Below are 25,849 nucleotides of genomic sequence, written 5' to 3' on the forward strand. Positions count from 1 at the left end.
GTGCTACCAGTTTTTCCCTAAGAATAGAAAGACAGATCTCTCACCATCATCCGTCCAACCAAAACCCAGTGCAGCGGGTCCAACAGATGTATCGGTACCGAAGTAGACACTGCCACCGTAAATCAAATCATCGAGACTAACACTTTGTCTTAGCGTCCAAACGTTACCCGCTTCGAGGCTCGCGCCTAAATAGAGTGGATAGTCTGTCATCCCAAGCACATCTCGACCTAAATCATATTGATACACAAAAGCACCAAACACTTTATGTGGGCCCACCAAGGCATTTTTATGGTAACCAGAAAGGTTAAGGAAACCACCTAACTCAGATACATGCACACTAAAACCAGCGTCTTTATCTACGGTCGCCACTGACGCCATTCCCACAAAGGCATGATTGTTAACACTCAAGGCCCCTCGCCATTCAGCTTCAAGTTGTACTGATGTATCTGATGGCTCAATGCTGGAAATTTGCGGGCTCTCATCTCTACGATAATAGAGGTCAACAGTAAAACGATTACCAGACGTGGGAAAGTTGATACTGTCTAAATCATCATAAGCAAACTTAAAGTAACCGCCATAAGATGAGTAATCGAGATCACCGAAAAACGCTGCATTTTCCAAATTGCCCCGTTCACCTGTCACCCCCAACTCTATAGCCCCCGCTTTTGTATAGTTATAACCAATACCTAAGTCAGCGCGATAATTGATCTGTTCAAGCTGCACGACACGGTTATTATCTTCATAAAAATCCCAGTCTTTACGCTCCATGGAGAGTTGACTGCGGGCAAAGTAGGTTTGGTCAGTATCCAAGGGTTGATAAAATTCACTCGACAACAACTTTTCAAACCCTAAACGCAACTCATTACGCCACTCCCCGCCATTAACGGTCAGATCCTTCATGGTATAAGCCACATCGAGTGCCACGGCCGAGTCGAGAGAGAAATCATCTTCCCAACTAAAACCAAGCTGGAAATAATTGGGCCCCCACGATTTAGCCGTGGTTTTAAGCACTAAAATACGCCCTTCATCGGTATCAATAAACTCTGCGTTAACTCTTTCAAATTTGTCCAACGCATAGACTTGATTAATACCGGCTTCGAGAGTTTGCTTGTCCACCACTTGACCAATTTCAATGCCCAAGGTCTCCCGCAATAGGCTTTCGCTAACTTTAGAATTATTGTCAACTTGAATCGCGACCACTGGCTTTTGTAGGTTGTCCTCCCACGCTAAGCTAACGGTGGCTTTGTGACCTTGATAAGCCGTGTAGGACGTTTCACTGATCGACAAGGCTCGCAACTGCTCTAGCTTAGCTAAGGCAGCTTCCTCACCGAGACGGTAGGCTAGCGGCATAATGCTAAAGTCTGTTGTGCTGAGTTCACCTACGTCGGGTCGGATCAAAATATCATTATCTGATAGCAGCTGTTTTTGACGCTCAGTACTGGCGTTGGTCAACATTGTCGATAACTGATTAAGCACGGCAACCGTGCTCTGCAATTGGTCGCGTTTGACTAATGACGAACCAATATCAACGGCAATAATAATATCGGCACCCATGCTTTTCACTACATCAACGGGCATGTTATTGGCGATACCACCGTCAACCACCATTTTACCTTGGTATTCTGACGCTTGAAGCGCCCCAGGCACTGAAGCAGAAGCTTGCATCGCATCAACTAAACTGCCCCGACTCATCACAACCGGTTGACTGGTTTCCAGATCCGTCGCCACAGCGCGGTAGGGAATAGCAAGTTGATCGAAATGCTCAAACTTATGCACTAAGTCGGTCGAACGTTGCAAGAGTATTGACATTGTTTGCCCACGAAGCAAGCCATTAGGAACCTTTACCTCTTGATCGCTAAAGCCCACGTTAATGGGGATGTTAAATCTATCTCTGTGTTGTTTATCTCGATAGCTAAGAGCTGCTCGTGGAATCGTATCTGAGAATCCATCATTCCAGTTCTCCCCCATCATAATCGCTTCTATTTCAGCGGCACTGTACCCCAAGGCATACATGCCACCGACATAGGCTCCAATACTGGTGCCCGCGATATAATCCACCGGAATGCGGTTCGCTTCTAACGTCTTTAATACAGCGATATGTGCCGCCCCTTTCGCGCCGCCACCGCTCAGCACCAAACCTACCTTAGGACGAACTTCCGCCGATACAACAGCTGAACTCATGCAAAACAGCAGGGCAAAAAACAGAACACGTATCATATTATTTTTCAAACTGATAGACACAAAGATGACACATTCTAGCAAACATGTGGCAAAACGAGAAAGTGTGCTGCACGTCAACAAATTTAAATACGATCAACGGCCAGCCAATTGAAAGTGCGAGTGCAAATGCTTTATCGCAGTATCTCCATATAAAGGGTTCATGAGCCTCTATAGCCTTGATTAAAGGCAATAGTAAAATCACTATAATATCAGTTAGATAAAGTACGCTAATCGAGTGCCAACAGCTTCCCCGATATACCTCAACCACCATCTTGCTTGTTTTCAAAATAAAAATGGCCACGCTTTGTGGCCAAATCATCAAAAGGTATGCCGACTAATCTCAATGCTTTTTAACGAGAAACGCTTCAAACTCCTCAACCGCCATAGGTTTAGCAAAATAGTAACCTTGAATAACATAACAACCACGGCTAAATACTTGCTCAAGCTGCGCCTTGGTTTCAATGCCTTCGGCTACCACCTTCAGCTTTAAGTTTCGTGCTAATTCAATGATACTACTGGCGATAGCCTGATCCGCTTCGTTATTGGCGATATCAATCAAAAAAGAGCGATCAATTTTTAAAGTACTAACATCGAAACTGCGCAAATACGCGAGTGATGAGTAACCAGTACCAAAATCATCGATGGCCACATCAATACCTAACCTTCGCAGCGCTTTGAGGTGATCTTTAGCGATGTGTAACTCTTTCATTAACACACCTTCTGTGATCTCAAGTCCAAGCATACTCGCTGGCATCCCCGAATCAGAGAGTGCCTTTTCTATTCCCTGAATAAAATCAGGCTGTCTGAAATGCACCGCTGAGATATTGATGGAAAGCTTATATCTTTTATCATAAGTCTTTGCCCACAAAGCGCCCTGCCGACAGGCTTGATTTAAAACCCAACGATCAATATCGATAATCAAGCCACAAGACTCTGCAATCTTGATGAAAATATCAGGCCTGACATAGCCCTCTTTAGGATGGTGCCAACGCAACAATGCCTCCATCCCCACCACACTATCATCATGCAAAATATCGATCTGTGGTTGATAATGCAGTTCAAACTCCTGGCGCTCTATTGCCTTCCTTAATTCCGCCTCTAACTTAAGGTGGTACAGCGCCTCTGTGTTACGCTCGGCAGAAAAGTACTGGAAGTTACCGCGACCCTCTTCTTTGGCGTGGTACATCGCCTGATCGGCGTTTTTAATCAGCGTCTCAGGCTGCTGTGCATCATCGGGCCATAAACTCACACCAATACTGGTCGAGATGAAAAACTCTCGTCCATAAAGCTCAAAGGGTCTCTCTATCTGCCTAATTAACTCCTCACAAAGATGATTGATCTCATCAATATCATCCATATCGCGCAGTAAAATAACAAACTCATCACCACCAAAACGGCACAGCGTATGATTGTCGGTCACACATTGCTGTAAACGGTTAGCCGCCTCCACTAGCAATGCATCCCCCATACTATGACCGTAGGAGTCATTGACATTTTTAAATCTATCTAAGTCGAGAAAAATAAGTGCAAGTTTTTCCTCTGTGACGAGAGCTCTATGGATACAGCTTGCTAAGCGCGATGAAAACAGCGACCGATTGGGTAGACCAGTTAACACATCGTAATTGGCTAGACGCCTGAGATCCGCTTCGGTTTGCTTACGCTCAGTAATATCAGAAAAAACAGCAACGTAGTGTGTTATCACACCGCGACTGTTTTCCATGGTGGATAGATTCAACCAAACAGGACTAGTATGCCCAGCCCCCCCCCTAAACTCATGCTCGCCGGTCCAGGTGATCCCTTGCTCCAACAAAATATTGATTTCATCACTACGCTCATCACTCGAATGCACTAGCTGCGAGAAATAACGACCATTTAGCTCCGAGGCTGGCATACCAAGTATGTTCTGGGCCGCCTTATTGGACACTTTGACACACTCTTGCGAATCTAAAATTAACACCCCTTCAGATGTGTTACCAAACGCCTGCGCTAACAGTTTGACATCATCTTCTAACTGCCGTTGAGCGGTTATATCAGTATAGATACCCGCCACCTTTTTCACTTTGCCTGTCACTGGTTCAAACTCGAGTGGACGGCCTCTCACTCGTGTCCATCCCCAAGAGTCGTCTGGACGAAGGTAACGATACTCTACATCGAGCCTATCATCCTCTTTTGCCAGTAACCTTCCCCATGCTTCCCGCACATCTTGGCGGTCCTCATCATGAACGGGGAACTCCTCAATCTTTAGCTGCACCGTCTCAGGTTGACCAATAAAGCTGCCACCACGATTCTCTAAATTGAACAGTTGCGTGTTGCTACGCCACTCCCAAAGTTCAGCGTCACTGCCTTTTAAGGATTGGCGCAAACGCTCTTCACTCTCTTTTAGCGCCTTATTTACTCGCCTAAAAGCACTCAACTGGAGATGGCGAATGTACAGTACATAGAGAGCAGAAAAGACCAGCGCCATAATAATACTGGCTTTGAACCAAGTATTATTCCACCAGTAATCCCTAACGCTAAATGAGTAACTATAGGGCTTATCTAACCATATTCCATTATTTCGACTCAATATCTCTAAGGTATAGTTGCCTTGACTCAAACCGGAAAGGTTAATTAATGACTGTCCAGAGAGCTGTAAATAATTCGCTTGTTCATCGTCACTGTCTCGACGTAAACGGTATTTGAGCTCCAGCGGTTTATCAGTTAGATAATCTAAACTGGTCAGTTGAAAACTGATCATTTTAGAACCTGGCGCTATTAATTTGTTCGGCTTAGGAATAAGGTCAATATCGGTCGATTGCTCATAAAACACCGACACCGACTCCAACTGGATACCATCTTGCAATAGACGATTACTTAACTTAGACACATCGATTAATGCTGCACCATCAGGGCTACCCACAAACAGACCCATCCCTGGTGCAAAATAGGATGCGCCATCATTGAGCTCATGACTCACTAGCCCATCTTGCTTTTCAATAACAAGAATCTCCCCAGTTTGCAGATCTTGTCGAATAATCGAATTAGTGCATCCGATGACCTTATACCTTGGTATCTGCTCAATGAAGAAAACCGAAGGACACTGCACCGACCACGTCTTAGATAAAAGGTAGGTTAATCCTGTTTTCGGATGATACTCAACAATCCCTTTTGGTGAGGTACCTAGCCATAACACGCCTGAGTCAACCTCTTTGATATAACTCACATCGATTGCGAGATTACTGTCGGCAAAAATATCGATCCTTGAATAGAAAATGCCTCGATTATCGATATAACCAAAATAGTTATCGCCACCAACCCATAACTTGCCATCAGCCGTACGATGGGCACTTCGCAGGGCCGCTTGGTGCAAGGTGCCATCAACGCCTTTTATCGCGTAAGTTTTGGGTTCTAAAGTGCCTTCATCCCAATAAAATAGTCCTGTCGCGGTGGGAAACCACCAACGCCCTTGAATCAGTGAGTCTTTATAACTGGCATAAACATACTTATTTTCTAAAGAGGAGCGCCCCCCAGTTAATTTGGCAAATCGCTGTGCGACTCGAGCCTCCTGATCATAAAGAAACAAGCCATTTGTGGTCGCCATCAGCAGGTGGCGTTTATCAAATTTTTGAATATGAAAAACACTGTCATTAACGTCAAAGCCGTCAGGTATATAAGTAAAACTCTGCTGAGTAACTCTGTTGACCTCAATTAAGCCTAAATCCGTCCCCAGCCAGACCCAATTTTCTTCGGCAAAAATCGACCAAACCATCTCATTATCTAAGTGGTAAGGGGCTTTAGTGCTAAAATCATCGAGGACAAAATCCGGTGTATCGGCAACGATCGCAAGTCCATCACCAGAACCGCCGACCCAAATAAGATTGTTACTATCTACAGCGATGTCATACACATAATCAATATCTGCCGCCAGTTTCAACTCATCGGCAAACACTTTAAGCTCACCGGTATCAGGGTGCCATTTAACTAGTCCATCTCGACCCGCCAACCATAAGGCCCCTCCGGATTCTTGGGTCATGGTAGTAATGTAAAAAGGGACTTGGTCAACTTTACTGACACTCACCTTATCGACATCAACACGATATAACCCATTATTTGAACTGAGCCAGATTCGGCCAACCTCATCTTTGAATAGCGCTTTGATCAATCCCTGTTCCTCTGTCCAAGGAAAGATTGCTCTTAACATCCCTAGGCTATCCCTCAGCTGCAATTCAGATGCCTTAGCCACCAATAAATTACCATCTGTGTGTTGCGCTAAAAAAAACCAAGGCGTATCGGGATCATTAGCCAAAGTGGTGACAAGTTCCAGTGACATGGAGTCATAGTCTAAACGGTACAACTCACCGACATAATTGAGCAAGATGAGAGAGCCATCATCTCGTCGCGTTAACGTATTTAGACCACCCTGATTAAATGCGGGAAACAGCTGTGAGGTGCCAAATTGAGCGAATTCATCTTCAACGATGTCATAAAGGTAAGTGTTAGTGTAACTACTGATCAGCAGATGCTTGTCGCTGAGAGGCTCGACTAGGTATATGTATTCATCAGCAATGCGTAGCTCATCATTGAGACTGTCGATGCGGCGGGCAGTGGTATCGCTAATGCGATAGAGCCCTTGTTCTGTTGCAAGCCAAGTAAAGCCGTGGGCATCGAAAGCTATATCGTTAATAGTTGCGTTATTCAGCCCATCTCGAGCCGTAAAGACTCGCTGTACCAAATCCCCAGCATAGACAGGCGACAGGATACTGGATAGCAGCAGTCCAAACACAATAATACGAAAATAGCTCAGGCTCATAGGCTACGTAACTCAGTCTGGTAGAGTAGAAGAAATTGACGATGCGATTTCGTTACAAATTTATAATATAAGTAAGACTAGCAAAAAAAAAGCGCTCAATGAGCGCTTTTTTATTAATAACTTAAGTTATTTTTTCTTCTTTGCCTTAGGGTTTGGCAAATCAGTGATTGAACCTTCGTAAATCTCAGCCGCTAGGCCAACAGACTCATGTAAAGTTGGGTGTGCATGAACGGTGAGTGCTAGATCTTCTGCATCACAACCCATCTCAATCGCAAGACCGATTTCACCTAGTAGTTCACCACCGTTAACCCCCACGATAGCACCACCAATCACACGGTGAGTCTCTTTATCGAAAATCAACTTAGTCATACCATCAGCGCAATCAGATGCTATCGCACGACCGCTTGCAGCCCATGGGAAAGTCGCTGTTTCATAAGCAATACCTTGCTCTTTAGCTTCTTTCTCTGTTAGACCAACCCAAGCGACTTCTGGGTCAGTGTAGGCAATTGATGGAATCACTTTTGGATCGAAGTAATGCTTCATACCAGCAATGACTTCTGCAGCAACGTGGCCTTCATGCACACCTTTGTGTGCAAGCATTGGCTGACCAACAATATCGCCAATCGCGAAAATGTGCGGAACGTTAGTGCGCATCTGCTTATCTACATTGATGAAACCACGCTCATCAATATTAACGCCAGCTTTGTCGGCATCAATCAACTTACCATTTGGTGTACGACCGATAGCAACTAATACTGCGTCATAGCGTACAGGCTCAGCTGGGGCTTTTTTGCCTTCCATTGAAACGTAGATACCATCTTCTTTTGCTTCAACGGCTGTCACTTTAGTTTCAAGGATAAGATTGAACTTCTTCTTGATTTTCTTAGTGTAAACGCGAACGATATCTTTATCAGCAGCAGGAATAACTTGGTCGAACATCTCAACCACATCAATATCACTACCTAGTGAAGAGTAAACTGTCCCCATCTCTAGACCAATGATACCGCCACCCATAACCAGCAGCTTACCTGGTACTTCTTTAAGCTCTAGCGCATCGGTAGAATCCCAAATGCGTGGATCTTCATGAGGAATAAATGGCAATTGAATTGGACGTGAGCCCGCAGCGATAATGGCTTTTTCAAAGTGAACCACTTTAACGCCATCTTCACCAGCCACTTCAATCGTGTTAGGGCCAGTAAACTTACCAAAGCCATTAACTACGTTAACTTTGCGCATTTTTGACATGCCGCCTAGCCCACCAGTCAGCTGACTGATCACGCCTTGTTTAAAGTCACGTAGCTTATCTAGGTCAATCTGTGGCTCGCCAAAAACCACACCGTGGCTTGCAACCGCTTTAGCTTCTTCAATTACTTTCGCAACGTGAAGCAGTGCTTTAGACGGAATACAACCGACGTTAAGACAAACACCACCTAAGGTGCTAAAACGCTCAACGATCACAGTTTCTAGACCTAAATCAGCAGCACGAAATGCCGCTGAATAACCCGCAGGACCTGCACCCAATACTAATACCTGAGTTTTGATTTCGTTACTCATGTTTTCCTCTATTCTTTCTCATTCCGTTGGGAGGAGCTCCGGCCCAACGCTGTATGACGCCAGCTTTTTGAACGTGTGTTCTTGTAAGGTGGCCGCATTTTAACCTGTCATCGAGTTAAACAAAAGGCTACTCAACATGAGTAGCCTTCATCATTACAAAATAAGTGTACGTATGTCGGACAGCATACTTGACAGTGTCACGCTAAAGCGTGCCGCCATGGCGCCGTCGATCACACGGTGGTCATAAGATAAAGACAGCGGCAACATTAGCTTAGGCTCGAAATCTTTACCATTCCACTTAGGTTTAATCTCAGACTTAGATACACCAAGAATTGCCACGTCAGGGTAATTAACGATAGGCGTAAACGCCGTACCACCAATACCGCCAAGACTAGAGATAGTAAAGCAACTGCCCTGCATATCCGCTGACTTAAGCTTGCCGTCACGCGCTTTAATAGAGATCTCCATCAGCTCAGCTGACAGCTCAATAATGCCTTTCTTATCGACATCGCGAACCACTGGCACGACCAAACCATTTGGCGTATCAACTGCAACACCAATGTGATAGTACTTCTTCTTTATCAACGATTCGCCATCGGCACTCAGGCTCGCGTTAAAGACAGGGAACTGCTGTAGCGCCTTAGCAACTGCTTTCATCATAAAGACAAGCGGCGTGATTTTTACACCACTCTTCTGCTTAGCAGCTAACTCATTTTGCTGCTTACGGAAGGCTTCAAGCTCAGTAATATCTGCTTCATCAAATTGCGTCACATGGGGAATAGTGACCCAGTTACGATGTAGGTTCGGCCCAGAGATCTTCTGAATACGAGTTAGCGGTACCTCTTCAACTTCACCAAATTTAGCAAAATCGACTTTAGGCGCAGCAATCACGTTTAGTCCACCAGCACCGCCAGCAACCGCAGTCGCTGCAGTCGCTTTAGGACGGCTTAGCTCATACTTAATGAATGCCTGAACATCCTCTTTAAGAATACGTCCCTTGCGACCCGTACCGGTAACCAGCGTCAAGTCTGCACCAAACTCACGCGCTAAACGGCGCACAGCTGGTGAGGCATGCACAGCACCTGTCTTAGGTGTGCTGCCTGCACTTGGATGATGTGGCACGGGTGGCTTGCTCGCAGCAGGTGCTGCCGCAACAGGAGCCGGCGCAGCCGCTTGTACTGGAGCCGCTACAGGTGTAGGGGCACTTGATTGGGTCTCAACCGTTGCGATAACGCTACCCTGAGAAACCTTATCACCCACCTTGATGGTTAACGAAACAAGTTTACCCGCAAACGGCGCAGGCACTTCCATGGTTGCCTTGTCGGTTTCAAGCGTGATGAGGCCTTGATCAGCTTCAATCATATCGCCCACAGCCACAAGCACTTCGATAACATCGACATCAGCAGCATCACCAATATCAGGCACTGCAATCTCTTTCACTTCAACCGTGGTTGCAACAGGTGCTGCAACAGGAGCCGTCTCTGCAACTGGCGCTGGAGCCGCTGCTTCGCCACCACTCACTTGTAGCATCAATACTAGCGAGCCTTGAGAAACCTTATCGCCCACAGAGACTTTCATCTCGGTGATAACACCCGCCGCAGGGGCTGGCACTTCCATGGTCGCTTTATCGGTTTCAAGGGTAATAAGACCCGTATCCACATCAATGCTGTCGCCAACGGCCACTAGCACTTCAATCACATCGACATCGGCGGCATCGCCAATATCAGGCACGGCCACTTCAATAATTTGTGACGTTGCAGCAGGCGCTGGCGCTGCTACAGGAGCAGACTCAGAGGCAGCTGGCGCTGCTGGTGCACTAGGTGCTTCAGCAACAGGGACCTCAGCGGCAGCGGTAGCACCTGCACTCATCATAGCAATCAGTGAACCTTCAGATACCGTATCACCCACAGCGACTTTTAGCTCTGTAAGTGTACCTGCGAACGGCGCAGGAATATCCATGGTCGCCTTGTCGCTTTCAACGGTGATAATCGACTCTTCAGCTTCAATGCTGTCGCCAACCGCTACACAGATCTCAATAACCTGTACTTCATCCCCACCGATATCAGGGACTAAAACTTCTTTTAATTCAGCCATTATCTGTCCCCTTTACGCGTACTGTGGGTTGATCTTGTCAGCGTCAATGCCATATTCGGCAATGGCTTTCGTCAACACATCTACTGGTAACTCGTTACGGTCAACGAGCGATTTCAGCGCGGCGATAACGATAAACTTAGCATCCACTTCAAAGTGATGACGTAGGTTTTCGCGGCTATCACTACGACCGAAACCATCGGTACCCAATACTTTGTAGTCCGTTGGGATATAAGCACGCAGTTGCTCGCCATATATCTTCATGTAATCAGTGGCTACAATTGCTGGTGCCTCGCTTGAAATCACTTGGCTGATATAGGCTTGTTTAGGTGTTTCAGTTGGGTGCAGCATGTTGTAACGCTCAGCGGCTTGACCATCACGGGTCAACTCGTTGAAGCTGGTTACACTGAATACATCTGACGAGATGCCGAAATCTTTGGCAAGGGCTTGCGCCGCTTTACGTACTTGCTCAAGGATGGTGCCACAACCCATAAGCTGGACCTTACCTTTACCGCTGCCAGATACAGATTCAAGCTTATAGATACCTTTAACGATACCCTCTTCAGCGCCTTCTGGCATTTCTGGCTGCACGTAGTTTTCGTTCATGGTGGTCAAGTAGTAGAAGATATCTTCTTGGTTTTCGCCATACATACGACGAATACCATCTTGAACCACTACCGCAATCTCGTAACCGTAAGTTGGGTCATAAGAGATGCAGTTTGGAATCGTGTTGGCTAATACATGGCTGTGGCCATCTTGGTGCTGTAGACCCTCACCATTTAGCGTTGTACGGCCAGAAGTACCACCTACCATAAAGCCACGGGCACGCATATCACCAGCAGCCCACGCCATATCGCCAATACGTTGGAAACCAAACATAGAGTAGTAGATATAGAAAGGAATCGTTGGTGTGTCGTTAACCGAGTAACTGGTAGCTGCTGCGACCCAAGATGACATTGCACCTAGCTCGTTAATACCTTCTTGCAATACTTGACCAGACTTATCTTCACGATAGTAAGCAACCTGATCAGAATCTTGTGGCTCATACTTTTGGCCTTCGTGAGCGTAAATACCCACTTGACGGAATAGGCCTTCCATACCAAAGGTACGCGCTTCATCAGGAATGATTGGTACAATACGCTTACCAATCTTCTTATCTTTTAATAGCGCTGTGAGAATACGTACAAACGCCATGGTGCTTGAAATTTCACGACCGTTAGAGCCTTTTAGCACTGAGTCAAAAATTTTCAAAGAAGGCACTTCAAGATCTTCAGAGAACTGTTCACGACGAGCAGGCATGGCACCATGCAACGCTTCACGACGCGCTTTAAGGTACTTAACCTCTTCAGAATCTGGACCAGGGTGGTAGAACGGAATATCTTCTAACTGATCATCACTAATCGGGATATTGAAACGATCGCGGAAGTACTTGAGTGAATCAACACCCATCTTCTTCACGTTATGCGCGATGTTTTTACCTTCACCCGCATCACCCATACCATAACCTTTAACGGTTTTGGCTAGAATAACGGTAGGACGGCCTTTAGTGTTTTTGGCATGCTGAAGCGCTGCAAAAATCTTAACGGGATCATGACCGCCACGGTTTAGACGCCAAATGTCATCGTCTGACATGTTAGCCACCATCTCGGCCGTTTCAGGGTACTTACCAAAGAAGTGCTCACGGGTATACGCGCCGCCTTTGGCCTTACAGTTTTGATATTCACCGTCAACGGTTTCTTCCATCAACTGCAGTAACTTACCGCTGGTGTCACGGGCCAATAGTGGATCCCAGTAACGACCCCAAATAACCTTAACGGCTTCCCAGCCTGCGCCGCGGAATTCGCCTTCAAGCTCTTGAATAATCTTACCGTTACCACGCACAGGACCATCAAGACGCTGCAGGTTACAGTTAACGATAAACACCAAGTTATCGAGTTCTTCACGCGCAGCTAAACCAATCGCACCTAAAGCTTCTGGCTCGTCACACTCACCATCACCTAAGAAACAGTAAACCGTCTGCTCAGAGCAGTCTTTCAGACCGCGGTCAGTCAGGTACTTAAGGTAACGTGCTTGGTAAATGGCTTGAATCGGACCAAGACCCATAGATACCGTAGGGAACTGCCAGTAGTCAGGCATCAACTTAGGATGCGGATAAGATGAAAGACCCTTGCCATCAACTTCTTGACGGAAATTGTTCATCTGATCTTCAGTGATACGACCTTCTAGGAACGAACGCGAGTAAATGCCTGGTGCGATATGACCTTGGAAATAGACTAAGTCGCCACCGTCTTTCTCGTTTGGCGCACGGAAGAAGTGGTTAAAACAGACGTCATAAATGGTCGCACTAGAAGCAAAACTTGAAATATGGCCACCCAGCTCAAGGTCTTTTTTCGATCCGCGCAGTACCATTGCCAATGCGTTCCAACGGACGATAGCGCGAATACGGCGCTCCATCTCTTGGTTACCAGGCATGTGCGGCTCTTGACCCGCTGGAATTGTGTTTAAATACGCAGTCGTTGCTTTGTATGGCAGATGAGTACCGTTACGACGTGCCTTATCAATCAGCTTTTCTAACAGATAATGTGCACGCTCTGGGCCTTCCTGCTCTAATACAGCTTGCAGTGAATCAACCCACTCTTGAGTCTCTAACGGATCTAAATCTTGTAGCATATGTTCAGACATTTCGCAGTCCTTCCCTATATACATTAATAGTATGAATTAATTGATAAAAAATAATGGCAGGACGTTTCCCTAACCACCACTCTTCAAACGGCGCAGACTACGCTGCAACCGGCTATCTTCTTCCCGCACAGACAACATCACTTCCTCGATATAACTCAAATGTTCGTTCGAGGCTTCTCTTGCTGCATCGGGATCACGGCGCACGATGGCGGCGAGTAGGTCTCGCCGATGGTCATTTGCCATTGTAGAGGCGTCAGCTCGGCGCTTTAGCAACTCTAAGTTTTGCGCCACGTTTTTATGTAGCACTGGAGATAAACTTAATACTAGGTGCAGCATGGCCACATTGTGTGAGGCTTCAGCAACGGCACGATAAAAGCACACAATGGCTTCCGCCTGTGCCTCAATCTCTGACGCGGCTTCTACTGCTTGGATTTTCTGTTTGATGTTTTGCATATCCGCATCGGTTCCCCGAAGCGCTGCAAAATAGGCCATCATGCCTTCAGTGGCGTGACGAAACTCGAGTAGGTCATATTGACTCTCTGAATCGCTATGCATCAGCTCCACAATAGGATCAGCAAGACTCTGCCAAAGCTGCTCTTTGACATAGGTACCACCGCCTTGACGACGCAGTAACAAGCCTTTTGCTTCTAACTTTTGAATTGCTTCACGAAGAGATGGACGAGAGACTTCAAATTGCAGTGCCAATTCACGCTCTGGTGGTAACTTCTGACCGGGTTGCAAACTCCCTTCAAGGATCATCTGCTCTAACTGACCCATGATCACATCAGAAATTTTTGGCTGGTTGATTTTGCTATAAGCCATATGGCCCTCAGCTCCTATTGTAAATTGGTCTTACCAATTTAATTGACTGAGCGCACTTTATCAAATCACATTTCAGATGTCTAGTTCGTGATCTGCTTCATGGTTACTCACGATTTGTGAGAATAGCTTAAAAAAATAGAAAAGGGGTCTGACCATTGCAACATTTTGTCAGTCCCCAATAAATAATGATTTAAACCACCACACCAAAAATGGTCAGCAGCGATAATCCCGTCACTAATAATATGAAGTTTCGTTTACTCAATTGCAGTAAAGAGATGGTTGATTGCACACAAATAGGCGCATTAGAATCCGACTCTATCGTCTCGGCTGCCAAGGCGACCTCTGAAATAATTTCACGTGCTGGCCGCTTTAACTGAAACGCCTGCTTACGCCAGCAGCTAAACGCCTTTGAGAAGTGGCCACTCAGCACATAACCAAAGGCAATTAAGCGACTAGGCAGCCAATCTAATAGCATCAACGCTGTATCGACAAGCGGTAAGGATGCCTCGCGCGCCTTAGCATCGTCAGAAAAATAACGCACGGTACAATATAACACCGCGCCAGCGGGGCCGAAGAAAATCAAATACAGCGCCACTGCACCATAAAAACGATAGTTGAGCCATGCAACCGATTGACCAACCTTAGCCCCTAAATCTCGCTCCGATACCGCATCAATCGAAACGTAAGGGTCAAGCGAATCGGCAAAATGATAACAAGCTTGCGAGTCACCACGACAAGCGGCTTGGATATATTGCTTAAACAGCTGGCGTTGCTTTAAATGGCTAAAACACAAAATGGCCACCGCCACCCACAACAACAAACTCACCAGCCCCCAAAACAGTCCCGCCACAAACCATGCCAAAACTTGAACAGCAATGGCTGGCAAGAGTATGGCTATTGCCATCATGAGATCATTGCTTAGCTGCTTACGACCAAAAAACGCCTTGGCATAAAACGCCAGTAATGTTTCGAGTTGCCAGGCTTGAGGCAGTAACTTCAAGCGCTCTATGATAATTGCGACTAATAACGAAAAAAGTGCCATCTAAACTTCCCTTCTGTCACACGCTAAAAACAATAATATCCACTAAAAAAATTAGCCCACTAGGCTAGTCAGGTATCTTTGCCAGTCGAAACTGTCACCCGGATCGGTTTTGCGCCCTGGTGCTATGTCGCTATGCCCAACAATCGTTTTCACATTCAGCATAGGATACGCATCAAACAAGGCCAAGGTTAACATCCGTAATTGCTGATATTGCAGATCGGTATATTTACAGTTATCCGTACCTTCAAGCTCGATACCAATGGCAAAGTCATTACAGCCATCGCGACCATCATAATGGGATACACCAGCATGCCAGGCTCTATCGTCACAGCTGACATATTGCACTATCTCACCGTCACGACGTATTAAAAAGTGCGCCGACACCGTCAACCCTTCAAGCTCACAAAAACTGGCATCGGCCTCCACATCTAAACAGCCCTGAAAAAGCTGGTCGATATAGGGCAAACCAAACTGTCCAGCTGGTAAACTAATATTATGGATCACCAATAAGCTCACCTCACCCTTTGCGCCCTCAGGGCGTTGGTTAAAATGAGGAGACTCACACTTACGGCTTAAGGTTAACCAGCCATCGCTGATTGATTTTGTTTGCATCGACTAAATCTATAAATGATAAAAGATAAATCTAAATTCACTTTACCCATTTTTCAGTTTAGGTGCTAGTCATGGTTACTGATGATTTGTTCCAACCTAAACTGTCAGCAATACCTTTTAACAGCTTGTTAATTGATTTAATTTCAACACTAATTTGCGCTGCTTTTTCATGATTAAGTTTGCTATTATCAACGCAATAAGAACAAGTGCTTGCCGCGTATGTTTGCCCTAACACAATGTCAGCGCCTTGAAGCGAGAGCATTAGGCGCTCACCCCAAACAGCCATGCGCGGCCCACCGAGGATAGAAACATGCTGGAAAACGATATTAGACTATCAGTCAAAGTCGCACTCGAAGAAGACTTAGGCTACCGAGCCGACAGCAACCTAAACGCCGCCGACAAATTAAGCGCCGACATCACCGCTCAGTTAATTCCAAGTGACAAATACGCCGAAGCGACATTAATCACCCGTGAAGAGGGCGTATTTTGTGGTAAAGCCTGGGCCGAACAAGTCTTTAACCAACTCGGCAGCGAAGTAGCACTGCATTGGCATGTCGATGATGGCGATCTATTAGTGCCCAACCAAGTACTGTGCGAAATGTCTGGTCCTGCCCGCGCGATTCTAACTGGCGAGCGTACGGCGATGAACTTTATCCAAACGCTGTCCGGTGTCGCGACACTAACTAAGCACTATGTCGACAAAATGGCTGGCACCCATTGCAAGTTACTCGATACCCGTAAAACCGTGCCAGGGCTTCGCACGGCACAAAAATATGCCGTCACCTGCGGCGGCGGCAAAAACCACCGCATCGGTTTATTTGACGCCTTCCTTATAAAAGAAAACCACATCATGGCTTGTGGCTCTATTGCAAACGCCATTCAAGCCGCCCGCAAACTTGCCAGTGACAAGCCAGTAGAGGTCGAAGTCGAAAGTATCGAAGAGCTCACCTTAGCCTTAGAGGCACAAGCTGATATCGTTATGTTGGATAATTTCGATGTAACTATGATGCTACAAGCGGTAGAGCTCAACCAAGCCTTTCATAAAGAGCAGGGTTATCCTGAGTCGCAACGGGTCAAACTTGAAGTGTCAGGCAACGTCACCATAGACACCATTGCCGATTTTGCCAAAACAGGTGTCGATTACATCTCGGTAGGCGCACTGACTAAACACGTTAAAGCGTTAGACCTCTCATTGCGACTGAAAGACTAACTGGCAGACTTTAGCTTCTAGGGATTAGCTTCTAGGGATTAGTTCCTAGGGGCTAGCTCCTAGGAGCTCACCTATAAATACTGGGCCCTATTTGCCCCTAACCCTGCCCTATTATCCAGATTTCCGTTTTCGCCCCACGCTATAACAGCCTTGCAACAATCTAATAGCGCGAAACACTATCGTTCACTATTCACACAATTATGAAACGCTATTTTTTTGACTAAAACAGAATAAGTGCCATTTTTTCGGTCAACGACAAAAAGATGCTATAACCTTTTTTACAAAATATTACTTCTATTAGACAAATTCATCGCCAAATTAGTACTTTGATGTAATTTACAGTTCCATTTTGTGTAACTTTGTACTAACTTTGACAGTAGGCGAGATGGCCCTTTCGGCCAGCTCACCATGAAGGTAGACCAAATTGCAAAATTGAGGTGAGCAATAATTAGGTTTTAAGCTCTAGTTTAGAGTTTTCACACATTCCTGTTAACAAGCGCTTAACGAGATATGTGTTGAAATGTTCATTAGCAGAGCGGCTTGAATGATGGGTATATGCGCATTATTTGAATAAACCTAGCGACCCTTTAATCGAGCAAGCAACCAAATGGTGCAGTTTGCCGAAACGACATACATCATATCGATGGTTAATAAATGATGCTTAAGTGCAGCAGCTAGGGTTATTAGAAGTTAACGCTTAACTGTTGCCACTTAAAAGTCACGTAACTTTAATCACCAAAAATTAGTTGATAGCAATAACGATTTGACCAGGGATGAAACAGCCGACCACACGCAGGAGCGTAACGTTTAGGTTCAATGTTGTGTTAATCACCTGCCAGTATTTAGGCAAGTGTACGAACCACTAATATTAGAGCTAAACTTAAAGTTACAAGTGCTAAAAGCTAAAAGGCTAACGCCTAGCAGCTGTAAGCAAAAAGGTTAGGTAATCGAGTCACGTTCTGTCAAACGGAGAGAGTAAAATGAAAGGTTTCAAAAAAAGTAATGCTAAGGGTTTCACCCTAATTGAATTAATGATCGTTGTTGCAATTATCGGTATTCTCGCTGCAGTTGCACTTCCAGCTTACCGCGATTACGTAGCATCTGCCCACGGTGGCGCAGCCATGAAGGGAGTTAGTGCTTTCACATCTAAAGCTGTAACATGTGTTCAATCAGGTGTAGGCTGCGCTTCAATCGCCGCTGACGCTACAGCTGTAACTGAACTATCTGTGGGAGCAACAGCATTCGCTGAGGCAACTGGCAGTACTTTAGCTTATACAGATGGAACTTGTATTATTACTGCTACAGTAACGGATACAGGTGCTGTATCTTATGCTGCATCAGTTGATTCTGCAGGCGCGGGATCGACAACAGCAGCTCAATGTGCTGATGGTGCTGGCATATAAAAGTGCTTAGATAGAGATGTAACATAGTCTGAGAGGAATTCTACCCTCTCAGACTTATTAATTCTAATAAAATCACGAGTAAAGAATGCCGACAACAGGCTTGCATTTAGGATTGTCCACTCTATTCATTAGAAAGCATCTACTCAGTGAAGAGCAGATGTCTTCCGCTATAGCGAAATCCAGACAAAGTAAGCAATCTCTCGTATCTACCATAGTTTTCGAAAAACTCATCTCAGCTAGAGAAATCGCCGAACTCTGTTATGAAGAGTATGGTACTCCCCTGCTCGATCTTAATGAATTCGATGTATCCAGCATTCCCGAAGACTTTCTCAACCGGAAACTGATCGAAAAGCACAAATGTCTACCGCTATTTAAGCGCGGCAACCGCCTCTATATTGGTACTTCAGATCCCACTAACATTGCAGCGTTAGAGGACTTTCAATTTAGCGCTGGCCTGCACGCTGAAGCAATATTAGTTGAAGATGATAAACTCACCATAGCACTAGAAAAAGTGCTCGAAGAGGATATCTCCGCGCTAGATTTAGACGGCATTGATGAAGATTCACTTTCAGGCATTGAGATCACAGATACCGATAAGCGCCATGAAGAGCAACAAGGCGAATCCAGTGACGACGCCCCCATTGTTATCTATATCAATAAAATTTTAACCGATGCCATTCGTAAAGGTGCATCGGATCTCCATTTCGAACCTTATGAGAAGCGCTATCGCATCCGCTTTCGCATCGACGGCATCTTGCATGAGGTGTCCGAGCCCCCGGTGAACCTCTCAGGACGAATTTCCGCTCGATTAAAGGTGATGTCAAAGCTGGACATTGCCGAGCGCCGCGTGCCTCAAGATGGCCGAATCAAGATGAAGCTATCGCGCACTAAATCCATCGATTTTCGTGTCAGCACCCTGCCCACCATCTGGGGCGAAAAAATCGTAATGCGTATCTTGGACTCCTCATCCGCCCAACTCGGCATCGAAAAATTGGGGTACGAGGATGACCAACGCAAACTTTATGAAGAGATGCTGGCCAAGCCCCAAGGTATGATCTTGGTCACTGGCCCCACGGGTTCAGGTAAAACCGTCTCACTTTATACAGGGCTAAATATTCTCAATACCGAAGAGCGCAACATCTCCACCGCAGAAGATCCGGTTGAAATTAACTTAGAAGGCGTTAATCAGGTCCATATTAATTTAAAGGCAGGTTTAACCTTCGCATCAGCCCTGCGATCATTCCTGCGTCAAGACCCCGATGTCGTTATGGTGGGGGAGATACGTGACTTAGAAACCGCAGAAATCGCCATTAAAGCGGCGCAAACGGGTCACTTGGTACTTTCCACTTTGCATACCAACTCAGCCGCTGAAACCTTAACCCGCCTAATTAATATGGGCGTACCTGGGTATAACATCGCCAGCTCAGTCAACTTGATTATCGCGCAGCGCCTATCTCGTCGCCTCTGCCCTGAATGCAAACAACCAGAAGAGGTGCCCGAGCATGAGCTGTTACGTTTGGGCTTTACCCAAGCACAAATCGATGAAGGCTTTACCGTCTATAAACCCGTAGGTTGCGACCTCTGCTCAGGAGGTTATAAAGGCCGAGTGGGTATCTATGAAGTAATGAAGATGTCAGATGAAATTGCCCGTACTATTATGGAAGGAGGCAACTCACTGCAAATTGCCACCCAAGCCAAAGAGCAAGGCATGCGGGACCTGCGCGATTCAGGCCTTCGTAAGGTAGTCGCAGGGGTCACCAGTATCGCCGAAATTAACCGCGTCACCAGTTTTTAGACTAAGCTAATATCAACCACTGATAATCTAGTGCCTAACGAAAAAATAAAGGATCCATCATGGCTACCGCATCGCTGGCTAAAAGTAAAACGCAAACTAAAAAGCAAAAAGCAGCCAAGGCGCAACCTAAAGTGGTTACCTTCGAGTGGAAAGGCACCAACCGCGATGGTAAAAAAACCTCAGGCGAACTCAGAGGTACATCCACCAATGAGATCAAAGCCCAATTAAAGTCCCAAGGGGTTAACCCCAAAGTTGTAAAAAAGAAAGCTGAATCACTATTCAAAAGCGATCCCAAGATCAAGCCTATGGATATCGCCATGATGACAAGGCAGATAGCGACAATGCTTGCAGCCGGTGTGCCCATTGTCACCACTCTTGAGATGCTCGGCCGCGGCCATGAAAAGCCAAAAATGAGAGAGCTACTCGCCACGATTGTAAATGATGTGCAATCGGGTATTCCACTTTCAGACTCACTCAGGCCCCATAGAAAGTATTTCGATGATCTCTACGTCGACCTCGTCGGTGCGGGTGAACACTCAGGCTCACTGGATGCGGTATTCGATCGCATTGCCACCTATCGAGAAAAGGCCGAAGCACTCAAATCAAAAATCAAAAAAGCCATGTTCTATCCCGCGGCAGTTGTTATTGTTGCAGTAATGGTTACAGCGCTTTTACTCTTATTTGTGGTACCTCAATTTGAAGAAATTTTTAATGGCTTTGGCGCCGAACTACCTGCTTTCACTCAAATGATCATCGGTATATCTCGCTGGCTGCAAACCTCTTGGTATTTCTTCGTTATTGGCATTGTCGTCGCCATTATTGCATTCAAACGGGCCCACTTAACCTCACAGGCTTTTCGTAATACAGTCGATCAATTTGTCCTAAAAATCCCTGCCATTGGCCCCATTTTGCACAAAGCGGCTATGGCACGATTTGCCAGAACCTTAGCCACTACTTTCGCAGCTGGCGTACCCTTGATTGATGGCTTAGAGTCAGCCGCTGGTGCATCAGGCAACTACGTCTATCGCAGCGCCTTGATCAAAGTACGTCAAGAGGTGATGTCTGGCATGCAGATGAATGTAGCCATGCGTACCACAGGAATTTTCCCTGATATGCTGATTCAGATGGTCATGATTGGCGAAGAGTCTGGTGGACTCGATGAGATGCTCAACAAAGTCGCTAACATCTATGAGATGCAGGTCGATGATGCCGTCGATGGTTTATCCAGTCTTATTGAACCTATTATGATGGTGGTGATCGGCACCTTAGTGGGTGGCCTCATTGTCGGCATGTACCTTCCTATCTTCCAATTAGGTAAAGTAGTAAGCTAAGGCTGTAGCTCGTAGCTCGTAGCTCGTAGCTCGTAGCTCGTAGCTCGTAGCTCGTAGCTCGTAGCTCAGCAATGTTAAAATCTTTCCATAACAACAAAATTTTTCGACTAAACAATAATGACCCAATTTATTCAATTAATGGCGCAGTTCCCTTTTCTGTTTGCCGCACTCGCTTTTATCTTTGCTGCCACCATTGGCAGCTTTTTAAATGTCGTTATCCACCGTTTGCCCGTCATGATGAAACGTGAATGGCAGCAAGAATGTAATCAGTACCTGGATGAGTATCACCAGCCACTAGTAAAAGATATTGCCGGCGAACTCGCCAAGCCCATCGATGATTACCCTGAAAAATATAACCTTGTGGTGCCGGGCTCTGCCTGCCCCAAATGTAAAGCCAACATCAAGCCTTGGCATAATTTACCGGTATTAGGCTGGTTAATGCTCGGCGGAAAATGTGCCAACTGTAAAACTGCAATCTCAGCACGCTACCCAATCGTAGAGGCTCTAACAGGCATAGCCGTAGGTTATTTAGCCTACCATTTTGGCCCTACTTGGCAATTCGTCTTCGCCACGGCGTTAACCTTTGGTTTAATAGCCCTTACTGGTATAGATCTCGATGAGATGCTGCTGCCAGATCAAATTACTCTGCCACTACTTTGGCTGGGGTTACTCATTAATCTTAATGGCACATTTACCTCACCAACAGAGGCGATCATAGGTGCCGCGGCAGGCTATATGAGCTTATGGAGCGTCTTTTGGGGCTTTAAACTCCTTACAGGTAAGGAAGGCATGGGTTATGGTGACTTTAAGCTACTGGCGGTATTTGGCGCTTGGTTTGGCTGGCAGCTGTTACCACTCATCATACTGCTCTCTTCTGTCGTCGGCGCAGTAGTTGGCGTATTGCTGATTGTGAATAAACGCATCAACTCCGGCAACCCAATCCCCTTTGGCCCCTATATTGCCCTTGCTGGCTGGATTGCTATGATCTGGGGCGAGCAAATAGTTAACTGGTATCTTTCGACGCTGTAATGCCAATACCGCTGAATCATGGGCAATGACACAAGAGTACATTTATGTCTAATTTTATCGTTGGCCTCACTGGTGGCATTGGCAGTGGTAAAACCACAGTCGCCAATCTTTTTGCCGACTTGGGTATCACCCTTGTAGATGCTGACATAGTAAGCCGTGAGGTTGTCGCTCCAGGTACTATTGGGCTGACGCGCATAGCCGAGCACTTCGGCCAAAGCATATTGCATGAAAATGGGGAGCTTAATCGCGCCGCATTAAGAGAGCGCATATTCAGCACACCGCCTGAGCGAGAGTGGCTCAACAATCTACTTCATCCCATGATTAGACAAGAGATGTTAGCGCAACTGAAAAAAGCGACCTCACCCTACGCTATTTTGGTTGTTCCCTTGCTATTTGAGAACGGTTTAGATAGGTTAGTCAATTGCACCTTAGTGGTTGATATTTCGCCAGAGCTGCAAACCCAGCGTACCATGGAGAGAGACTCCGTGAGCGCCAAGCAAGTACAAAATATAATAGGCAGTCAGGCAAGCAGAGCTGAAAAACTGTCAAAAGCTGATGATGTCATCGACAATCATGGAACGGTATCAGCATTACAGAGCAAGGTAGCTTTACTACATAATAAATACTTAAAATTAGCCGATCACACTTGATAATGTCATGAATGAATTGATCTATGAACAGCCACTTAACGAGAAGACTCGCAGTTACCTGCGCCTTGAGTATCTCGCTAACCAACTCCAGAGCAATCTAGATCAAGATCATCAACATCGATGTTTCTACCCGCTGTTTTCTCTGTGTGAACTCACCGAACGTTGCGACTACCGCACCGAAATCATTAAAGATATAGACAAGCAACTGATCACTTTAAAAAAGTGGCAAGATCTTCCCCACATTGATGAAGCCCAGGTAAATGAGTATATCGAGCGACTACAACAGGCAAGGACTCAACTGGTAGGTTGCGAGCGACCCGGTCAAAAACTGAAACAAGACCGCTTCTTATCAGCACTGCGTCAACGGTTCGGCATGCCAGGAGCTTGTTGTAATTTTGATCTACCTCAGTTGCACTACTGGCTAGCAAAACCTTGGGCCATTCGCCAACAAGAATATCAATCTTGGATAGCCAACTTTCAGTGCCTACTGACACCAATCAAACTTCTCCTAGAGCTTACTCGCAAAACCACCAGTTACAATCCAGCTACTGCAGTTGCCGGTTTCTACCAAGGTAGCAGTAACCAAGCCTTGTCGCTCATCAGAGTCAAACTCGATGCAAAGCAAGGTTGCTACCCCACAATTAGTGGCAACCGTAATCGTTACGCCATCCATTTTGTCCTATTTGACCAGCAAAAACATTCTGACCAAACCATCGACTTTATGTTGGCAACCTGCGGCTAAACTGATTACCATAATGCTTTAGAATTAAAGCGTCACGGAATAGCATATGCCTACAGTAGTAAACTGCCCAACCTGCCAAACTCAAGTAGAATGGTCAGCCGATTCAAAATTCAAACCCTTCTGCAGTGAACGTTGTAAACTTATTGATTTAGGTGATTGGGCCTCAGAGAAACATGCTATTCCAGTAAAGCCGGAATTCGATGCCGAATCATTAGATGCGCTCGGCTATGATGAAGCTGACTTCTTTAAGGATAATTAACCAATGAAACGAGTCCATGTGGCCGTTGGTGTAATACTTAACGCCAGTAACCAAGTCCTGCTCGCCAAGAGGCCTGATAACCTTCATCAAGGCGGCAAATGGGAGTTCCCTGGTGGCAAGGTCGAGCAAGATGAGACCACTTCACAGGCGTTAATCAGAGAGCTTAAAGAGGAAGTAAACCTCATTGTTAGTGATACAACGCCACTAATGACAATCTCCCACGATTATCCGGATAAAGAAGTCCTCTTAGATATCCATACTGTAAACTGCTTTTCAGGAGATGCTGAGGCGCTGGAAGGACAGGAAATATTGTGGGTAGACTTAAGCAATCTGAAACGATATAACTTCCCTGCGGCCAACATACCTATTATCGATAGACTACTATCCCTATAACCCCTTGAGAGCCGAATGTTAAACTGACTTAGGCTCTTACATGCAGCAACCTACCTCAAATTATCAATTGCCAATCCGAAACCATTCAAATCCAAAGATAGATTTTATTAACCAGTTAAATTAATAACAAATAATAGAGCTTAAGCTTGTTAATGGACTTGGGTTATCTCATAAAATAACCAAGATGAAGCAAGTGAGTTAGTCGATATTAGTCCAGGATAAATCGACAGACACTTACCATAATCAGCTTTGAAGTGTACAGCGAAATAAGCAATTCCCAGCTAAAGCTGGTCCTACACAAATCAAACAATGCCATCGACCATGTAGCAACATGCTTCAGCCAACGAAGGTAAATAATTAAGAAGCGTTAACAAAAGCAAAGCAAACTTGTTTGTAACAAAGAGCGAAGGCGCAAGTCATGGTCAGCTCCCCTAAAGTTTCGCGCTGACCCACATGGATGTGCGGAATGCAGATAGTATCTGGAGTAACTATCTGCCATAAGCACATCGCTAATGCGATATTTGCCCTACTCTCGTAGTCCACGCAGTGGACACATGGCGGGCGAAGAGGTTGTGCTAAATGTACGAAGTACATTGCAATCTTTTAGCTCGTAACTTTCTAAAAGGCCCAAACGCAAAAAAGCCACCTTAATAAGGTGGCTTCTCTACTTAATTATGCGTCTGGAAATGACCTACTCTTGTAGTTCGCACAGCGAACACATGGGGCGAAGAGGTTGCGCTTAATGCAAAGCATTCAGGAGCTAAGTAGCGCAAGTAACTTGTTACGAAGCTGGAGAGCCCGCTTAGCGGCGGGGTGACGTCGGGGGTATGTGGTTTCGCGAAGCGCGTATACGAAAAAAGCCCTAGCGTTTTGTGCTAGGGCTTTTTCGTGTATTAGGCGCCTGGAAATGACCTACTCTCACATGGGGAGACCCCACACTACCATCGGCGCGATTGCGTTTCACTTCTGAGTTCGGGATGGGATCAGGTGGTGCCACAATGCTATGGTTTCCAGACAAATTTGGTAAATTTGAAAAGCTGCTCTCAATTCTGTATTTCAAGAAGCAAGAGATATTAAAATTGAATCACACTAAATCAAGTGTCTGTATTCTTTCGCTAAAGTTAACCATTAACTGGAAACCCTTTTGGGTTGTATGGTTAAGCCTCACGGGTCATTAGTACAAGTTAGCTCAACGCCTCACAACGCTTACACACCTTGCCTATCA

The 25,849-nt window shown here is 45.8% G+C and carries 18 protein-coding genes and 1 rRNA gene; 9 read left to right on the forward strand and 10 right to left on the reverse strand.

All coding sequences use genetic code 11. The features are described from left to right. Positions 1–3: 3 nt before the first annotated feature. From BEL05_RS05575 to BEL05_RS05620, 9 genes are all read right to left on the reverse strand, one after another. Positions 4–2,217, reverse strand: a complete 2,214-nt coding sequence (locus tag BEL05_RS05575; RefSeq protein WP_069670548.1) for a patatin-like phospholipase family protein — start codon at positions 2,215–2,217, stop codon at positions 4–6. Positions 2,218–2,560: 343 nt separating this feature from the next. Further along, positions 2,561–7,009, reverse strand: coding sequence for an EAL domain-containing protein (locus BEL05_RS05585; protein ID WP_069670550.1), 4,449 nt, complete (start codon positions 7,007–7,009; stop codon positions 2,561–2,563). Between the two features lie 126 nt (positions 7,010–7,135). Next, entirely contained in the window at positions 7,136–8,563 is a 1,428-nt protein-coding gene (gene lpdA / locus BEL05_RS05590; RefSeq protein WP_028764095.1) for a dihydrolipoyl dehydrogenase, read from the reverse strand. A gap of 153 nt (positions 8,564–8,716) precedes the next feature. Continuing rightward, a complete protein-coding gene (gene aceF, locus BEL05_RS05595; RefSeq protein ID WP_069670551.1) occupies positions 8,717–10,657 on the reverse strand; it encodes a pyruvate dehydrogenase complex dihydrolipoyllysine-residue acetyltransferase in 1,941 nt (646 codons plus the stop codon). Positions 10,658–10,669: 12 nt separating this feature from the next. After that, positions 10,670–13,336 (reverse strand): pyruvate dehydrogenase (acetyl-transferring), homodimeric type, encoded by a 2,667-nt coding sequence (gene aceE / locus BEL05_RS05600; protein ID WP_028764093.1) that lies wholly within the window; start codon positions 13,334–13,336, stop codon positions 10,670–10,672. Between the two features lie 69 nt (positions 13,337–13,405). Next, positions 13,406–14,158 (reverse strand): pyruvate dehydrogenase complex transcriptional repressor PdhR, encoded by a 753-nt coding sequence (pdhR, locus tag BEL05_RS05605; RefSeq protein ID WP_028764092.1) that lies wholly within the window; start codon positions 14,156–14,158, stop codon positions 13,406–13,408. 190 nt (positions 14,159–14,348) lie between these two features. After that, a complete protein-coding gene (gene ampE / locus BEL05_RS05610) occupies positions 14,349–15,200 on the reverse strand; it encodes a beta-lactamase regulator AmpE (RefSeq protein WP_069670552.1) in 852 nt (283 codons plus the stop codon). A gap of 51 nt (positions 15,201–15,251) precedes the next feature. Further along, positions 15,252–15,812, reverse strand: coding sequence for a 1,6-anhydro-N-acetylmuramyl-L-alanine amidase AmpD (gene ampD / locus BEL05_RS05615; RefSeq protein ID WP_069670553.1), 561 nt, complete (start codon positions 15,810–15,812; stop codon positions 15,252–15,254). A gap of 58 nt (positions 15,813–15,870) precedes the next feature. Continuing rightward, on the reverse strand, positions 15,871–16,098 hold the full coding sequence (locus tag BEL05_RS05620) for a hypothetical protein (RefSeq protein WP_069670554.1): 228 nt from the start codon (positions 16,096–16,098) through the stop codon (positions 15,871–15,873). Between the two features lie 24 nt (positions 16,099–16,122). Between BEL05_RS05620 and nadC the strand changes: the two genes are divergently transcribed. From nadC to mutT, 9 genes are all read left to right on the forward strand, one after another. After that, a complete protein-coding gene (gene nadC / locus BEL05_RS05625; RefSeq protein ID WP_028764088.1) occupies positions 16,123–17,022 on the forward strand; it encodes a carboxylating nicotinate-nucleotide diphosphorylase in 900 nt (299 codons plus the stop codon). Between the two features lie 980 nt (positions 17,023–18,002). Continuing rightward, positions 18,003–18,425 (forward strand): type IV pilin protein, encoded by a 423-nt coding sequence (locus BEL05_RS05630; RefSeq protein WP_069670555.1) that lies wholly within the window; start codon positions 18,003–18,005, stop codon positions 18,423–18,425. Between the two features lie 85 nt (positions 18,426–18,510). Next, positions 18,511–20,220 carry a type IV-A pilus assembly ATPase PilB gene (gene pilB, locus BEL05_RS05635; RefSeq protein ID WP_069670556.1) on the forward strand — a complete coding sequence of 570 codons (1,710 nt, stop codon included), beginning with the start codon at positions 18,511–18,513 and terminating at the stop codon, positions 20,218–20,220. 59 nt (positions 20,221–20,279) lie between these two features. Then, positions 20,280–21,551 carry a type II secretion system F family protein gene (locus BEL05_RS05640; RefSeq protein WP_069670557.1) on the forward strand — a complete coding sequence of 424 codons (1,272 nt, stop codon included), beginning with the start codon at positions 20,280–20,282 and terminating at the stop codon, positions 21,549–21,551. A 117-nt stretch (positions 21,552–21,668) separates the two neighbouring features. Beyond that, positions 21,669–22,580, forward strand: coding sequence for a prepilin peptidase (locus tag BEL05_RS05645; RefSeq protein ID WP_069670558.1), 912 nt, complete (start codon positions 21,669–21,671; stop codon positions 22,578–22,580). A 44-nt stretch (positions 22,581–22,624) separates the two neighbouring features. Beyond that, complete coding sequence (gene coaE / locus BEL05_RS05650; RefSeq protein WP_069670559.1) at positions 22,625–23,230, forward strand: dephospho-CoA kinase; 606 nt, start codon at positions 22,625–22,627, stop codon at positions 23,228–23,230. A gap of 7 nt (positions 23,231–23,237) precedes the next feature. Continuing rightward, positions 23,238–23,972 carry a cell division protein ZapD gene (zapD, locus tag BEL05_RS05655; RefSeq protein ID WP_028764082.1) on the forward strand — a complete coding sequence of 245 codons (735 nt, stop codon included), beginning with the start codon at positions 23,238–23,240 and terminating at the stop codon, positions 23,970–23,972. A 46-nt stretch (positions 23,973–24,018) separates the two neighbouring features. Continuing rightward, complete coding sequence (gene yacG, locus BEL05_RS05660; protein WP_028764081.1) at positions 24,019–24,231, forward strand: DNA gyrase inhibitor YacG; 213 nt, start codon at positions 24,019–24,021, stop codon at positions 24,229–24,231. A gap of 3 nt (positions 24,232–24,234) precedes the next feature. After that, on the forward strand, positions 24,235–24,624 hold the full coding sequence (gene mutT / locus BEL05_RS05665) for an 8-oxo-dGTP diphosphatase MutT (RefSeq protein WP_069670560.1): 390 nt from the start codon (positions 24,235–24,237) through the stop codon (positions 24,622–24,624). Positions 24,625–25,523: 899 nt separating this feature from the next. Here the strand turns inward: mutT and rrf are convergent. Further along, positions 25,524–25,639 (reverse strand): 5S ribosomal RNA (gene rrf, locus BEL05_RS05670). Between the last annotated feature and the right edge of the window lie 210 nt (positions 25,640–25,849).

Origin of the sequence: Shewanella colwelliana, from assembly GCF_001735525.1 — a bacterium.
Taxonomy (GTDB): domain Bacteria; phylum Pseudomonadota; class Gammaproteobacteria; order Enterobacterales; family Shewanellaceae; genus Shewanella; species Shewanella colwelliana.